13 protein-coding genes are annotated in these 15,770 nt (G+C 57.2%); 9 read left to right on the top strand and 4 right to left on the bottom strand.

The window, feature by feature from the left end; translation table 11 throughout:
- The first annotated feature begins 1 nt into the window (after window position 1).
- On the top strand, window positions 2-364 hold the full coding sequence (locus FDP13_RS11390; RefSeq protein ID WP_012768548.1) for a gamma-glutamylcyclotransferase: 363 nt from the start codon (window positions 2-4) through the stop codon (window positions 362-364).
- Between the two features lie 132 nt (window positions 365-496).
- Here the strand turns inward: FDP13_RS11390 and ppa are convergent, their stop codons facing one another.
- Window positions 497-1,027, bottom strand: a complete 531-nt coding sequence (gene ppa / locus FDP13_RS11385; protein ID WP_012768549.1) for an inorganic diphosphatase — start codon at window positions 1,025-1,027, stop codon at window positions 497-499.
- Window positions 1,028-1,332: 305 nt separating this feature from the next.
- On the opposite strand from ppa, the gene FDP13_RS11380 reads away from it, so the two are divergent.
- Window positions 1,333-2,961: a methyl-accepting chemotaxis protein gene (locus tag FDP13_RS11380; RefSeq protein ID WP_143839473.1), complete on the top strand. Its 1,629-nt coding sequence runs from the start codon at window positions 1,333-1,335 to the stop codon at window positions 2,959-2,961.
- A gap of 53 nt (window positions 2,962-3,014) precedes the next feature.
- Here FDP13_RS11380 and plsY read toward each other — a convergent pair whose 3' ends face one another.
- A complete protein-coding gene (plsY, locus tag FDP13_RS11375) occupies window positions 3,015-3,656 on the bottom strand; it encodes a glycerol-3-phosphate 1-O-acyltransferase PlsY (protein ID WP_033576233.1) in 642 nt (213 codons plus the stop codon).
- Between the two features lie 107 nt (window positions 3,657-3,763).
- Between plsY and folB the strand changes: the two genes are divergently transcribed.
- Both folB and bacA read left to right on the top strand, forming a co-directional pair.
- Window positions 3,764-4,126, top strand: coding sequence for a bifunctional dihydroneopterin aldolase/7,8-dihydroneopterin epimerase (gene folB, locus FDP13_RS11370; RefSeq protein WP_012768552.1), 363 nt, complete (start codon window positions 3,764-3,766; stop codon window positions 4,124-4,126).
- A 172-nt stretch (window positions 4,127-4,298) separates the two neighbouring features.
- On the top strand, window positions 4,299-5,120 hold the full coding sequence (gene bacA / locus FDP13_RS11365; RefSeq protein WP_033576231.1) for an undecaprenyl-diphosphate phosphatase: 822 nt from the start codon (window positions 4,299-4,301) through the stop codon (window positions 5,118-5,120).
- Window positions 5,121-5,180: 60 nt separating this feature from the next.
- Here the strand turns inward: bacA and FDP13_RS11360 are convergent, their stop codons facing one another.
- Window positions 5,181-6,428 (bottom strand): multifunctional CCA addition/repair protein, encoded by a 1,248-nt coding sequence (locus tag FDP13_RS11360; protein ID WP_143839472.1) that lies wholly within the window; start codon window positions 6,426-6,428, stop codon window positions 5,181-5,183.
- A gap of 217 nt (window positions 6,429-6,645) precedes the next feature.
- A complete protein-coding gene (locus FDP13_RS11355; RefSeq protein WP_143839524.1) occupies window positions 6,646-7,266 on the bottom strand; it encodes a TIGR04211 family SH3 domain-containing protein in 621 nt (206 codons plus the stop codon).
- A gap of 291 nt (window positions 7,267-7,557) precedes the next feature.
- Between FDP13_RS11355 and FDP13_RS11350 the strand changes: the two genes are divergently transcribed.
- From FDP13_RS11350 to FDP13_RS11330, 5 genes are all read left to right on the top strand, one after another.
- Window positions 7,558-8,889 (top strand): inorganic triphosphatase, encoded by a 1,332-nt coding sequence (locus FDP13_RS11350; protein WP_143839471.1) that lies wholly within the window; start codon window positions 7,558-7,560, stop codon window positions 8,887-8,889.
- A gap of 100 nt (window positions 8,890-8,989) precedes the next feature.
- Window positions 8,990-11,824 (top strand): bifunctional [glutamate--ammonia ligase]-adenylyl-L-tyrosine phosphorylase/[glutamate--ammonia-ligase] adenylyltransferase, encoded by a 2,835-nt coding sequence (gene glnE / locus FDP13_RS11345; RefSeq protein WP_143839470.1) that lies wholly within the window; start codon window positions 8,990-8,992, stop codon window positions 11,822-11,824.
- A gap of 132 nt (window positions 11,825-11,956) precedes the next feature.
- On the top strand, window positions 11,957-13,384 hold the full coding sequence (hldE, locus tag FDP13_RS11340; RefSeq protein WP_012768558.1) for a bifunctional D-glycero-beta-D-manno-heptose-7-phosphate kinase/D-glycero-beta-D-manno-heptose 1-phosphate adenylyltransferase HldE: 1,428 nt from the start codon (window positions 11,957-11,959) through the stop codon (window positions 13,382-13,384).
- An 11-nt stretch (window positions 13,385-13,395) separates the two neighbouring features.
- Entirely contained in the window at window positions 13,396-15,447 is a 2,052-nt protein-coding gene (gene ligA, locus FDP13_RS11335; RefSeq protein ID WP_143839469.1) for an NAD-dependent DNA ligase LigA, read from the top strand.
- Between the two features lie 6 nt (window positions 15,448-15,453).
- Entirely contained in the window at window positions 15,454-15,675 is a 222-nt protein-coding gene (locus tag FDP13_RS11330; protein WP_027711038.1) for a DUF3820 family protein, read from the top strand.
- Window positions 15,676-15,770: the final 95 nt, after the last annotated feature.

Here is a 15,770-nt window from a genome sequence, read left to right as displayed (position 1 = left end):
CATGCGAGTTATTGTCTACGGCAGTTTACGGCGCAAACAGGGAAACAGTCATTGGATGACCAATGCGCAGTGGTTAGGGGACCACCAGCTTGAAGGTTATGAGCTGTATGATTTGGGCCACTACCCTGCGGCAGTAGCAGGCGAAGGAGAGATTCACTGCGAGGTCTACCGTATCAGCTCATCGATTCTGGCGGAATTGGATGAACTAAAACGAGAAGGCAGCGTAGGGGCTTATAAGCGTGAGCTAATTGCAACACCTTATGGCAGTGCCTGGATTTACCTGTATCAACGCCCGGTCACCGGCCTGCGTCGCATTACCAGTGGAGACTGGTTAACGCGTCAAGATGGTCACGAGGAACAGTAATACAGTAAAAAAAACACCGCCGGCGGCGGTGTTTTGCTGTCTGTCACCGGTACACCCGCTCTCAGCGCGCGGGTGACGGTGGCCGTCTTGAGCCTGCCGATTCAACGTTAACGGCCATCGGCAGGGCGGCTTTTATTTATTTTTGGCGCGTTCGAAAGAAGACAGGATCTCGGCTTTCGCCGCAGCGGCATCAGCCCAGCCATCCACTTTGACCCACTTGCCTTTTTCCAGATCTTTGTAGTGCTCGAAGAAATGGCCGATCTGGGCGCGCAGCAGCTCCGGCAGGTCGTTCACGTCTTTAATGTTGTCGTACTCTTTGCTCAGCTTGGTGTGCGGCACCGCAACCACTTTGGCGTCTTCGCCGGATTCGTCGGTCATTTTCAGTACGCCAACCGGACGGCAGCGGATCACGGAGCCCGGCTGCAGCGGATACGGCGTCGGCACCAGCACGTCAACCGGGTCACCGTCCAGTGACAGTGTGTGGTTGATGTAGCCGTAGTTGCACGGATAGAACATAGCGGTAGACATGAAACGGTCTACGAACAGAGCGCCGGTTTCTTTGTCCACTTCGTACTTGATCGGATCAGCGTTGGCCGGGATTTCGATTACTACATAAATATCTTCCGGCAGGTCTTTACCCGCCGGTACGCTATTCAAACTCATGTCGGTTTCCTTCTTATTCAAACCAGAATGGAGTGGCGCTCATTATAGCCAACTGCTGACGAAAGTCGTGATTTTTTAGGCGTACCGTGGCCGCAGGCGACGGCAGATTCCCACACTCCTAATTAATGGAAATTAAATAATTAATCTAATTGAAGAACCATGCGCGGCATTCCGATAAGTGTCAGTTCTGCATCCTATTATCCGGCGCAGCCAGCGACGTATCGGCATGGTACGCCGTATCAGAGCAGCGCCGGCTTATTTATTGGTTGTTTTTTTATCATGTTGAATCACAAGGGAGAGTACGGATGCTAAAGAGCATTACGGTCAAGCATGGCCTGTTGGCATTGGTCGGTATCATGCTGGTGCTGTTGGCGGCGGTGGTTGGCATCGGCACCAGCGCAATCAGCCAGGGGAACCGTTCACTGTTATCGATAGACAAAATTCAGGGGAAGGAACTGAGCGCGTTGTCGTCGAGTTATACCGCTACGTTACGTGCCCGAACGGCGGCGGCGCAAGCCGTCAGATTGTATGAGATCGGCTTGATCGACAAAGCCAAGGAAACGGCCGGGCGCGTCGAGAATTATGCCGGCGTATCGCGCCGGGAGATGGCGCGCTTTTTGGCGTACGGCACCGTAACTCAACGCGGCGCTGAACTGGCCGAACATATCAAAGTCGCCTACGACGCCTATGACCGTCAGGGCATGACGCCGATGATTGCCGCGCTAAGACAAGACAATCTGGATGAATATTATTCCCTGATGCAGGATACCCTGCCCGCGCTGAGCATCAACATGGATGCGGCCATCGGCGATTTCCGCGATTTTGCGCTGGAAGTGGGAGAAACCCTGTTATCGCAGGCCGACGAGCTGGCTTATAGCCGACTGTGGGTAATGGGTATGGCGTTTGTTGTGGCGTTACTGCTGGCCGGGCTGGCGTGGTGGGGGATCCGACAGGTGATTCTGCGCCCGCTGGACGGCGCGGTACGGCAGCTCGAAGTGATTGCGCAAGGCGATCTGTCCTGCACAATCGAAGAAGGCGGCAATAATGAAATCGGCCGACTGATCCGGGCGATGAAGTCCATGCAACAATCCCTCGCCGTTGCGGTGGGACGAGTACGTGATGCCGGCGGCCAGATCGACGTCGGCACCCGTGAGCTGGCCTCCGGTAATAGCCATCTGGCAGAACGAACCGAAGAGTCGGCCGCCTCGCTGGAGCAGACCGCCGCCAGTATGGAGCAGTTGGCGTCTACCGTGAAGTTGAACGCCGACAGCGCCGATCAGGCGTATCTGCTGACACAGCAGGTGTCTGATATCGCAAGTAAAGGCAGCGACGCTGTCGAACAGATGTTGCGTAAAATGCAGATGATTTCCGCTACGGCGGCTCGGGTGGCGGATATTCTGGCAATGATCGACGGCATCGCTTTTCAGACCAATATTCTGGCGCTGAATGCGGCGGTAGAAGCCGCACGTGCCGGAGAGCAAGGACGCGGCTTTGCCGTCGTAGCCGGTGAGGTGCGTAATCTGGCGCAGCGTAGCGCCCAGTCGGCCAGGGAAATCAAGGTGCTGATGCAGGATTCGCAAACCCAGGTCAACGAAGGTACGGATATTGCGCGTATTGCCGGGGAAACCATGAGTGATGTGGCGTCGGCGGTATCACAGATGACGACGCTGATGCGTGAAATCTCGACCGCGACCCGTGAACAAAGCAACGGTATTGAACAGGTCAATCTGGCGGTCTCGCAGATGGATTCAGTGGCGCAACAAAACGCTTCTCTGGTGGAGGAGTCGGCGGCAGCCACCCGATCACTGGAAGAGCAAGCGCGCGAGCTGGCCGCCAGCATGGCGCAATTCCGGCTTGAGCAACAGGCGCAGGCAGCGTTGGGGCGCTACCCTGTCCGGCCTGTAAGCATCGGCTCTCAAGGCGCATATAGTTAAGTCGAAATCAGTGAAAAAAAAGAAGCGGCCATCAGGCCGCTTCTGTTACATCGTCAGGAGGCATCCTGCTTGTCCGGCGGGGTATCCGCCGAATGGCGCTTACGACGCAGCTTTTTCCAGATTTTGCCTTCCTGACCACGCCACAGACGCTGAATATTATCGTGATGACGCATCAGGATCAGGCACGAGAGCATCGCTACCGGAAAGGTGAATTGCGGTTTGAACCACCAGACGTAAAACGGCGCGATCAGCGCGCTGACAATCGCCCCCAGCGAGGAGTAGCCGCTCAGCAGCACGGTCAGCAGCCAGGTGCCGGTCATCAAGCCGGTCAGGTCCCAGCCGATGGGCGCGATAGCGCCAAATGCAGTTGCGACCCCTTTACCGCCGCGAAAATGAAAAAATATCGGGTAGATATGCCCGAGACAAGCGGCGATGGCCGTCAGGCCGAGATACAGCGGAGAACTGCCCAGCGCGTAAGCACCCCAGACCGGCAGCATTCCCTTGAGAATATCGAAAATCAAGACGCCGACGGCGGCTGTTTTACCGCCGATACGCAGCACGTTGGTGGCGCCGGGGTTGCCGGAGCCGTGTTCGCGCGGATCGGGCAAACCGGCGATACGGCAAATCAGGATCGCACTGGAGATCGAGCCACACAGATACGCGATGAGAATCATTCCGGGCGCGATAACACTCATAAACGGCTTCCGTTCAATAAAGGTCGTTTTAGGTTCAACATCTGTGGATAATACGCACTTTCGGCCGGAAGTGGTATCCGGCAGCGGCAAAAACAAGGGATGACGTGATGGACATCGTGTTTATTGAAGAGCTCAGTGTAATCACTACCATCGGTGTGTATGACTGGGAACAGACCATCCAGCAGAAATTGGTGTTCGATATCGAAATGGCTTGGGATAACCGCCCGGCGGCGGCCAGCGATGACGTAACGGATTGCCTGAGCTATGCCGATGTCAGCGACGCGGTGATTGAGCTGGTTGCCGGCGGCCGTTTTGCACTGGTTGAGCGGGTAGCGGAAGAGGTCGCCGCCAGGCTGATGCAACGCTTTAACATTCCCTGGCTGCGGCTGAAAGTCAGCAAACCCGGCGCGGTGGCGCAGGCGCGCAGCGTGGGCGTGATAATCGAGCGCGGCGCCCGCCCGTCGGTATGAGTGAGCAGCGGTTATTGCGGCATAAACACAGACCCTTCTTAAGGTAATAAAAAGATAATATCTCTATTTTAAGTTGTGCCTTTAACAGGGCATCATTCGATGTGCTTTATACGTTGCGGCTTGCGGGTAGCAAGGCCGCTTTTTTATGTGGCGGGTAGGGAGTTAACGGTCGATGGCGGATCTGCATTCGTTGCTGGTGGCGTTCATTCTTGGGGTGGTGGAAGGGCTCACCGAATTTCTACCGGTGTCGTCCACCGGACATATGATTATCGTCGGTCACTGGTTGGGGTTTGATGGCGATATCGCCAAGACTTTTGAGGTCATTATTCAGTTAGGGTCGATTCTGGCGGTGGTGGTGGTGTTCTGGCGGCGGATGTTCGGACTGATTGGCATCCATTTCGGTCAGCCGCCGCAGCATGAAGGGCGCGGTAAAGGCCACCTGACGTTGGCGCACATTATTCTGGCGATGATCCCTGCCGTCGTGCTGGGGTTGGTATTGCATGACGCCATTAAATCGCTGTTCAATCCGGTTACCGTCACGTACGCGCTGGTGGCCGGCGGCCTGTTGTTGTTGTTGGCGGAGTGGTGCAAGCCGAAAAAACCGAAAGCGGAAGGGCTGGATGACATCAGTTATCTGCAGGCGTTCCTGATTGGCTGTTTTCAATGTCTGGCGCTGTGGCCGGGGTTCTCACGTTCCGGCGCCACCATTTCCGGCGGGATGTTGGTCGGCGTTAACCGTTACGCCGCCTCCGAATTCTCCTTTATCCTGGCGGTGCCGATTATGCTGGGGGCGAGCGGGCTGGATTTGTATAAAAGCTGGCATTTCCTGTCGTTGTCTGATCTGCCGATGTTTGCCACCGGTTTTGTGACGGCGTTTGTCGTGGCGATGATTGCGATCAAAACCTTCCTGCACTTGATCAAGCGCGTTTCGTTCGTGCCCTTCGCTATTTACCGTTTTATCGTCGCCGCCATCGTGTGGCTGGTGCTGATGTAACATCGCCGGGATGCGTCGAACGACGTATCCCAACGATGACGCATCCCAACGATAATGACGTCATGAACATGGCCCGGCGGCTTCGGATCGCCGGGTTTTCCACTCGTCCAACGCGGCATGTCGGCGGCGATGCAACTCTTCCCTGATCGCGGCGTGCCGGAATCCGGCTGCCACTACGTCAGCGCTGGTTATCCGGCTGACGACGGCAAAGGCTTCGCGCAGATAGTCTCCTTGTGGATAGGGTTGTTGCTCCAGCCCGGCTCGTCCACGCGCATCGGCTTCGCCGGCAAGGATCAATTGCTCCAGCCGCTGGGGTTTGCGCCAGACGTCAATGGCATCAAACAGTTTAAGCAGGGTTTTCGCTTGCAGCATCTGCACGGTGTGGATCAGGTCATGGTATTCCGCTACCAGACAGGCCAGGTCGCGCAAGGCATTCGGTACGCGCAAGCGTTGGCATAGTGCTTCCACCAACGGCACGCCTGCGGCGCCGTGACCGTGATGACGCGGCCACAGTTCCGGTGGCGTCAACCCCTTACCGAGATCATGGCACAGCGTCGCGAAGCGGACGTCGAGCGCCGGGCTGAGGCGGGCGGCCATCGCCAGGCTCATCATGGTATGGATGCCGGTGTCGATTTCCGGGTGCCAGGTGGCGGGAGCCGGTACGCCGTAAAGCCGATCGACCTCGGGGAACAGTATCGCCAGCGCACCGCAATCACGCAGCACCTGAAAGTAGACCTGGGGATTTTGCGTGCCGAGGGCTTTTTCCGTCTCTTTCCAGACACGCTCCGGCGTCAGGAAATCCAGCTCACCGTCGCGGGCCATGGCTTGCATGAGATGCAATGTTTCTTCGGCAATCTGAAAACCAAGGTGGGCGTAGCGGGCGGCGAAACGCGCAACGCGCAGCACACGCAACGGGTCTTCGCTGAACGCTTCTGAGACATGACGCAGCAGGCGGTTTTGTAAATCGCGCCGACCGCCGTACGGGTCTATCAACTGCCCATCTTCATCCTGGGCGATGGCATTGATGGTCAGATCGCGTCGTTGTAGATCGTCTTCCAGTGTAATGTCCGGCGTGGCCTGGCAGGTAAATCCGGTGTAGCCGTTGCCGGACTTGCGTTCGGTACGCGCCAGCGCATATTCCTCTTTGGTCTGTGGATGCAGGAATACCGGGAAATCCCGCCCAACCTGCTGGTAACCTTGCTGCAACAGCATCTCCGGCGTGGCGCCGACCACCACCCAATCGCGTTCGGTAACCGGCCTGCCCAACAGACCATCACGCACTGCGCCCCCTACAAGGTAAATCTTCAAACCCGGCTCCCGATAGTAGACTGTGTTGATAACTGGAATGATAGCCAGCCATAACCGAAATTATAGCTAACAATAATTTCGGTTATTGTTGATTAACATCCTCTTGAACACAATCTCGAACGCTATCCCGAAAACTATCTTTGAAAACTACCTTTGAAAGCTATTTCCGAAAACAGCGGGGGGACATCCGGGTGGTCGGCGAGCCGGTGTTCAGGAATTACCCCATCCAGCGGTCGTTCTTTTTGCGTCGGGGCAGCAGGTGCGGCAGCAGCAATCCCAATACCAGACCGCCGCCCGCTACGCCGCCGCCGTACATGAACCACTGCATGATCAGCGCGCGCTGCTTGTCGTCCAGTTGCAGGTTAGCTACCTCCAGCTTTTTCTGTGCGACATCCAACTGGGTTTTCAGCGTTTGATTTTCTTTTTGTAACGCCGCGAGCGCACTGTCGTTGGCGGCAACTTTCTGGCGCAGATCGGTTGTGCGCTGATTCCATTCCTGATCAACGCCGTTGAGTTTATCGGTCAGGGTCTTTACCTGATTTTCCAGTTCCGGCACACGGGTTTTCAGGCTGGGCGTGGGGCTGAGTTGATCGAGCGGGATCCAACTGTTTCGGTCTTTGTCATCGCGAATTTGGGCATACCCGGCACTGTCGTTGACGCTGATGAGTGTGACGGCTTCACCGGCGTTCAGCGTGCCGATGATACGGTATTGATTGCCGGGCCCGCTGCGGGCGTAGGTGACAAGTTCATCGGAGATATAGCGTTTTTCTTCCGCATGTAGGCTCAGCGCAGCGGACAGGCCCAGTATAGTGACGAGGAAAAAAGATAATTTGTTCATCATATTCAATACATTAAGCTCGCAGAGGTTATGCAGTTAGCGGGCTCAGTCTGACGATGCCGTTGGCAAACCTGAATGGGAACAGTCTTACTCTTGATTGGCCTGCGTCCATGATGACGCCACGATCCGCAAGGAAACGTTCGAGGTGAACGTGCGGCTAAACAGTAACGGTGAGCCATGCTTTGCGAGCGCCTTCGCAGGGTGTGCGAGCGCTATGCCGCAAAAGTGGCAACCTGCGATAAAATGTTATTTACTGGCGACATTTCAGCAATATTCGGGTAGTGCAAGACTATGAGCGAAGAGATCGAATTAAAATTTATTATTCACCCTGATGCGACGGCCGCGCTCAGACAAGGGCTGAAAAACTGGCAGAGCGATGTGGGGCAGAGCAACCATCTGCACACCCGCCAACTGGTGAATAGTTATTACGAAACGGCGGATGGGTACTTGCGCGGGCATGGCATTGGGCTACGTATTCGGGGTGAAAACGGCCGCTATGAAATGACGGTGAAAACCGCCGGAAAAGTGGTGGGCGGGCTGCACCAGCACCCGGAATACAACGTGGATTTGCCGGGGCCGCAGTTGGATATTCGCCTGCTGCCGTCGGAAATTTGGCCGGAAGATTGTGATGTGGCGGCGTTGTCTCAGGCGCTGTCGCCGCTGTTCAGTACTGATTTTCAGCGTGAGTCCTGGGTTGTGTCTTACCATCAGAGCTTGATCGAGATAGCGGTGGATCAGGGTAAGATTCATGCCGACGCGCTTGTCGAGCCGCTGTGTGAGCTGGAGCTGGAACTGAAAAATGGCCGCACCGAGGATCTGCTGGCGTTCGCCAGCGAACTGGCCGACATCGGCGGCTTACGGCAAGGCAGCTTAAGTAAAGCCGCTCGCGGCTACCACCTGGCGAAAGGCAACCCGGAACGAGAATGTCGCGAGCTGGGTTTCCTGCCCGTACAGCCGAAAATGACCCTTGAGCAGGGTATTGCCGCCGGGCTGGAACATGCATTCAGCCATTGGCAATATCATGAAGAACTATGGGCTCGTGGCCATGCCGCCGCACGCCCGGCGTTGCTGGAGGCCGGCGCCATGATGCGGGAACTGCTGGTGCTGGCAGGCGGCGTGTTGCCCCGTAAAGTGACCTCGGAGTTTCGTGCGGCGCTGACCCACCTTGAAGAAGCGATAGAGCGTACGGAAACGGCGGATACGCTCTGCTATAGCGTCGATTACCTGAAAGGGAAACTGATTCTGACCTCGTGGTTGGTCAAACGAGGCTGGCGCGGCTATATGGACAACCGTGAGCTGATGCGGTTGCAAAGCTCCTGGAAACGCTTTGCCGACATCATGATGAGCCGAGGTTTGGCTGAACTCAAAGCGGTATTCAGCCATGCGTTGGATGCGCTGCATTACACCCAGCAATTACCGCGTTTGCAGCGAGGCGTGTATACCTTTTTGCTGCTGGGGGGAAGCTATCCGCAAGAGGAGACCGCGCGTTATCTGCAACAGTGGCGAGAACTGATGCAATTGATTGAGGCGCTGTCCATCGGCCAGGTAGTGCCTAATGCGCTGGAGACATGCCGCAAGCAGGCGCTTGCCCAGTCGCCGTTCTGGCTGCACAGCGGCCAGTAAGCCCGGAGCATCGCTCGTCGGGGACTGGCCGTCGATGGCGCCGCTCCCCGGTTCAACCCCATTGAAGCTGCCTGACAGGCAGCTGTGCAAGGATATCGCCATGACCTGTCATTCCGCATCGTTATTTCCGCTTTCTGAACCCCTTGCCGAGCAGGCGCGCTTATTGAGTGCCGACTCAACGCCGACGGCCGATGACGCCGCCGCGGTACTGGCCTGCAGCGAATTTGTCAGCGAGTCGCTGACGCGTTACCCGGACTGGCGACAGGAGATAGCCCGGCAGCCGCCTTTGCCGCAAGAGTGGCGGCACTATGCGGATTGGTTATCGCAAGCGTTAAGCGGCGTCAGCGATGAAGCGGGGTTAATGAAAGCGCTGCGCCTGTTCCGACGCCGTATTCTGACACGTATTGCCTGGGGGCAATGGTTACAGCGCAGTACCACTGACGAAACCTTGCAACAGTTGAGCGTATTGGCAGAGGCGCTGATCGTCGCCGCTCGCCAGTGGCTGTATGACGCTTGCTGCCGCGAATGGGGCACGCCGTGCAATGCCGCGGGCGAACCACAGCCGTTGCTGATTTTAGGAATGGGCAAACTGGGCGGCGGCGAACTCAACTTTTCCTCGGATATCGACCTGATTTTCGCCTATCCGGAAAATGGCCAGACTCGCGGCGGCCGTCGTGAACTGGATAACGCCCAGTTTTTCACCCGTCTCGGCCAGCGGCTGATCAAAGCATTGGATCAACCGACGGTCGATGGTTTTGTGTATCGGGTTGATATGCGGCTGCGGCCGTTTGGCGATAGCGGCCCGCTGGTAATGAGTTTCGCCGCGCTGGAAGATTACTATCAGGAACAGGGGCGCGACTGGGAACGTTATGCGATGGTGAAAGCCAGGCTGATGGGCGGAGATGACGATCATTACAGCCAGGAACTGATCCGTATGCTGCGGCCGTTCGTGTTTCGTCGCTATATCGACTTTAGTGTGATCCAATCGCTGCGCAACATGAAGAGCATGATTGCCCGTGAAGTACGACGACGCGACCTGCGCAACAACATTAAGTTGGGGGCGGGCGGCATCCGTGAAGTGGAATTTATTACCCAGGTATTCCAACTGATTCGCGGTGGCCGGGAGCCGACGTTACAGGGGCGTTCTCTGTTGCCGACGCTGGAGCAGGTGGGCGAATTAGGGCTATTAACCCCGGTGCAAGCCACTCAGTTACGCGAGGCTTATCTGTTTTTGCGTCGTCTGGAGAACCTGCTGCAGTCGATTGCCGACGAGCAAACGCAAACCCTGCCGGAAGATTCGCTTAATCAGGCGCGATTGGCGTGGGGGATGCGTTGTAACGACTGGCTGCAACTGAGTGAACGCTTACATCAGCAGATGCAGGCGGTTCGCGCGGTATTTCATGAATTGATTGGTGATGACGCGCCGGACGGCAGTGAAACGCCGGAACACAGCCATTACAGCAGCCTGTGGCAGGATGGACTTGAAAGCGCGGATTTGTTGGCGTTATCGCCGCAACTGACCACTGATATCGGTGAGCGCTTACTCACTCGGGTGGCCGACTTTCGTGCTGATTTGTCCCGTCGCACCATCGGGCCTCGCGGGCGTGACGTGCTCGATCAGTTAATGCCGACTTTGCTGGCGCAAGCCTGCGGTTATGCCAATGCCGATGTTATCGTGGCGCGTTTGACGCCGCTGTTGCTGGGCATCGTGACCCGTACCACCTATCTGGAGTTGTTACTGGAGTCGCGCGCGGCGTTGACGCAGTTGATCCGACTGTGCGCCGTATCGCCGATGATTGCCAGCCAGTTGGCGCGCTATCCGCTGCTGCTGGATGAGCTGCTGGACCCCGCCAGTCTGTACCAACCCATCGCGCTGGAGGCTTACGCCGATGAACTGCGTCAATACCTGATGCGGGTGCCGACGGACGATGAAGAGCAGCAACTGGAAGCATTGCGTCAGTTTAAACAGGCGCAGCATCTGCGTATTGCCGCCGCAGATATCGTCGGCGCGCTGCCGGTGATGAAAGTGAGTGATCACTTAACCTATCTGGCGGAGGCCATTATCGCCGCGGTGGTGCAGCAGGCGTGGAACCAGATGGTAGTGCGTTACGGCCAGCCTGCTCATCTACATGCCCAGTCCGGACGGGGATTCGCGGTTGTGGGATACGGCAAACTGGGCGGCTGGGAGCTGGGTTACAGCTCTGACCTTGATCTGGTGTTTCTGATTGATTGCCCGGATAACGTGATGACCGATGGCGAGCGGAGTATTGATGGCCGCCAGTTTTATTTGCGGCTGGCTCAACGGGTGATGCACCTGTTCAGTACCCGTACTTCGTCCGGCATTTTGTACGAGGTCGATGCCCGTTTAAGGCCATCGGGTGCGGCGGGGATGCTGGTAAGCACCGTGGCGGCGTTTGAGGATTATCAGTGTAATGAAGCCTGGACCTGGGAGCATCAGGCACTGGTTCGTGCCCGGATTGTGTATGGCGAGCCCGCTATACAGCAGCAGTTCGAGCAGATCCGCCAGCGAATTTTATGCCGTGAGCGCGACGGCGACGCATTGCGCACTGAAGTGCGGGAAATGCGGGAAAAGATGCGTCGGCATCACGCCGGCAAGGACGAAGGGTTTGATATTAAAGCGGATGCCGGCGGTATCACCGATATCGAATTCATCACGCAATATCTGGTGCTGCGTTATTCCGCACAGGAGCCGCGATTAACGCGTTGGTCCGATAACGTGCGTATTCTGGAACTGCTGGCTCGTCACGGCGTGATGGACGAAGCCGAAGCCGATGCGTTGCGACTGGCCTACATCACCCTGCGCGATGAAATTCACCATCTGGCGTTGCAGGAACTGCCCGGCCGAGTCGGACAGGATAGTTTCACCGCCGAGCGCCGGCAGGTGCTACAGAGCTGGAAAACGTGGCTGGAATGAAGCGAACGGCGTCAAACGGCGTTGTGGCGCGCGAGGCTACCCGGTGAGTGTGGTCGTTGAATGTGATGGTGTGGTAGTTGAATGTGATAGTATAGCGCGCGTTAAAAATGAACCTGTTTTTGGAGCCAGGGAATGAAAGTAACGCTACCTGATTTTCGCCACGCCGGTGTTCTGGTTGTGGGTGACGTAATGCTGGACCGCTACTGGTACGGCCCGACCAGCCGTATTTCGCCGGAAGCGCCAGTGCCGGTGGTTAAAGTGGATACCATCGAAGAACGTCCCGGCGGCGCGGCCAACGTGGCGATGAACATTGCCGCGCTGGGCGCGGGGTCGCGTTTGGTGGGGTTGACCGGTATCGATGATGCCGCCCGCGCCCTGAGCGCCAAATTGAACGAAGTGAACGTTAAATGCGACTTCGTGTCCGTGCCGACCCATCCGACGATTACCAAACTGCGCGTGTTGTCGCGTAATCAGCAATTGATCCGCCTCGACTTTGAGGAAGGGTTCGATAACGTGGATCCGCAGCCGATGATCGAACGCATCCAACAGGCATTGCCGAACATCGGCGCGCTGGTGCTGTCCGACTATGCCAAAGGGGCGCTGGTGCACGTACAGAGCATGATCCAGACCGCCAGAGCCGCCGGCGTACCGGTGTTGATCGACCCGAAAGGCACTGATTTCAACCGTTATCGCGGCGCGACGCTGCTGACGCCGAATCTGTCTGAATTCGAAGCGGTGACCGGGCGCTGTAAAGACGAAAACGATCTGGTGGAACGCGGTGCGAAGCTGCTGGCGGATCTGGAACTGTCTGCGTTGCTGGTGACCCGCTCTGAACAGGGGATGACATTACTGCAACCGGGTAAAGCGCCGTTACATCTGCCGACGCAGGCGCAAGAAGTGTATGACGTGACCGGTGCGGGCGATACCGTGATTGGCGTACTGGCGGCGGCGCTGGCGGCGGGCAAACCGCTCGAAGAAGCCTGCTTCCTGGCTAACGCGGCGGCTGGCGTGGTGGTCGGCAAGTTGGGGACTTCTACCGTCACGCCGATCGAACTGGAAAATGCCATTCGTGGCCGTGCCGATACCGGTTTTGGCGTGATGACCGAAGCGCAGTTGAAAGACGCGGTAGCGCTGGCGCGCCAGCGTGGCGAAACGGTGGTGATGACCAACGGGTGCTTTGATATTTTGCACGCCGGGCACGTTTCCTATCTGGCGAATGCGCGCCGCCTCGGCGATCGCCTGATCGTGGCGGTGAACAGTGATGACTCCACTAAACGTCTGAAAGGGCCGAGCCGCCCGGTTAACCCGCTGATGCAGCGGATGATCGTACTGGGGGCGCTGGAGGCGGTGGATTGGGTGGTCGCGTTTGAGGAAGATACGCCGCAGCGCCTGATCAGTGAGATTCTGCCGGATATTCTGGTGAAAGGCGGCGATTACAAGCCGGAAGATATCGCCGGCAGCAAAGAAGTCTGGGCCAATGGCGGTGACGTGCGGGTGCTAAACTTTGAGGACGGTTGCTCGACTACCAATATCATCAACACTATCAAAGCCAGAGACTGACGGGCGCGCCTATGCTGGAAAAAGAGTCGAAGCCTGCTAACGATATCTCTACTGTATCGGTGCAGATTGAAGCGCTGCGCGCTCAATTGCGCTATCACGAGTACAAATATCACGTCGAAGATGCGCCGGAAATTCCTGACGCAGAATATGACAAGCTGATGAATGCGCTGAAAGTGCTGGAACAGGCGCATCCTGAACGGGTGACGCCGGATTCGCCGACGCAACGGGTCGGCGCCGCGCCGCTGGATGCGTTTGATACGGTCGCACATGAAGTGCCGATGCTGTCGTTGGATAACGTCTTTGACGAAACCAGTTTTCTGGCGTTCAGCAAGCGCATCAATGACCGGTTGAAACACGATGGCGAGCTGACGTTTTGCTGCGAGTTGAAGCTTGATGGATTGGCGGTCAGCCTGCTGTATGAGAACGGTGTGCTGGTACGCGCCGCGACCCGCGGCGATGGGTCGACGGGAGAAAATATCACCGCCAACATTCGCACCATCGGCGCGATTCCGTTGCGTTTACACGGCGATACTATCCCGCAGCGGCTGGAAGTACGCGGCGAAGTATTCATGAAGCACAAGGGTTTTGAGGCCCTGAATGAGGAAGCGCGCCGCACCGGCGGTAAAGTGTTCGCCAATCCACGCAATGCGGCGGCGGGTTCATTGCGCCAGTTGGATCCGCGCGTTACCGCCACTCGCCCGTTGACCTTCCTGTGTTACGGCGTTGGGTTGGTGGAAGGCGGAGCCCTGCCGGATACCCACTGGCAGCGTTTAATGCAATTCCGCGATTGGGGGCTGCCGGTCAGCGATCGCATTCGTTTGTGTACCGGCAGTGACGCGGTGTTGGATTTCTATCGTCAGGTCGAGCAGGAACGCGGGGCGCTGGGGTTCGACATCGATGGCGTGGTGATCAAGGTCAACGAACTGACGTTACAGGAACGGCTGGGCTTTGTGGCGCGTGCGCCGCGTTGGGCGGTGGCATTCAAGTTTCCGGCACAGGAGCAACTGACCTGGCTGCGAGACGTTGAGTTTCAGGTCGGCCGTACCGGTGCGATTACGCCGGTGGCGCGACTGGAGCCGGTAGCCGTCGCCGGGGTGGTGGTCAGCAATGCCACGCTACACAATGCTGATGAAATCGAACGTCTGGGGGTGCAGATCGGCGACCGGGTCGCGGTACGTCGTGCGGGTGACGTCATCCCGCAGATCGTGAGTGTGGTGCTGTCTGAACGTCCGGCGGATGCCCGACCAGTAGTATTTCCTACTCATTGCCCGGTGTGTGGCTCTGATGTGGAGCGTGTGGAAGGCGAAGCGGTCGCCCGCTGTACCGGTGGCCTGTTCTGCGCCGCACAACGTAAAGAAGCGCTGAAGCACTTTGTTTCACGCCGCGCGTTGGATGTGGAAGGCATGGGCGATAAAATTATCGACCAGTTGGTAGACAAAGAGTACGTCAAGACGCCGGCGGATCTGCTTCGTCTGGATATCGGCATTCTTACCCGGTTGGATCGCATGGGGCCGAAGTCGGCACAGAACCTGGTCAATGCGCTGAACAAAGCCAAATCCACCACGTTTGCCCGTTTCCTGTACGCGTTAGGTATTCGTGACGTGGGAGAGGCGACGGCAGCAAATCTGGCGGCACATTTCGGTACGCTGGAAGCGTTGCAGGCGGCCGATCTGGACGCTTTGCAGCAGGTGCAGGATGTCGGCATCGTGGTAGCGACGCATGTGCGCAATTTTCTTGATGAGGCGCACAATCAGCAGGTGATTCAGGAATTGATCGGCGATGATGTCGGTCTTCACTGGCCGGATCCGGTGGTGGTGGATGTTGAAGCGTCAACGAGCCCGTTTGCCGGCAAAACCGTGGTATTGACTGGCTCGCTGAGTCTGTTGTCCCGTGATGAAGCCAAAGATCGTCTTACCGCGCTGGGAGCGAAGGTCAGCGGCAGCGTGTCGAAGAAAACCGATCTGGTCATCGCCGGCGAAGCTGCCGGTTCCAAGCTGACCAAAGCGCAAGAGCTGGGTATTGACGTCATTGATGAAGCGGAGATGATGCGTCTGCTGGGGTGAGTCCGTATGGAAAAAGAGGATCTGCTGGCAATCGCCAATACGCCGATGCCGTTCGGCAAATATAAAGGCCGAATGCTCATTGATTTGCCGGAAGAGTATCTTTTATGGTTCGCCCGCAAGGGCGAATTTCCGGCAGGGCGGTTAGGCGAGTTGATGCAGATTACGCTTGCGATCAAGATGGAAGGGCTGCAAGGCTTGGTGAAGCCTCTGCGTCGCTCCTCATCCTGATCCTTTGTTATCTGCGCATACTGTAGTTTTGGCGTGAGTTTTGGCGCGTTGCCGGGCAAGCGCTGATGTTCGGCGACCGCACAGGTTCCTGCTTT

This window comes from Dickeya sp. ws52 (genome assembly GCF_007210685.1).
Classification (GTDB): Bacteria; Pseudomonadota; Gammaproteobacteria; order Enterobacterales; family Enterobacteriaceae; genus Dickeya; species Dickeya chrysanthemi.
The sequence above is the reverse complement of the archived record's forward strand: the minus strand, read 5'-3'. Positions and strand labels throughout refer to the sequence as shown.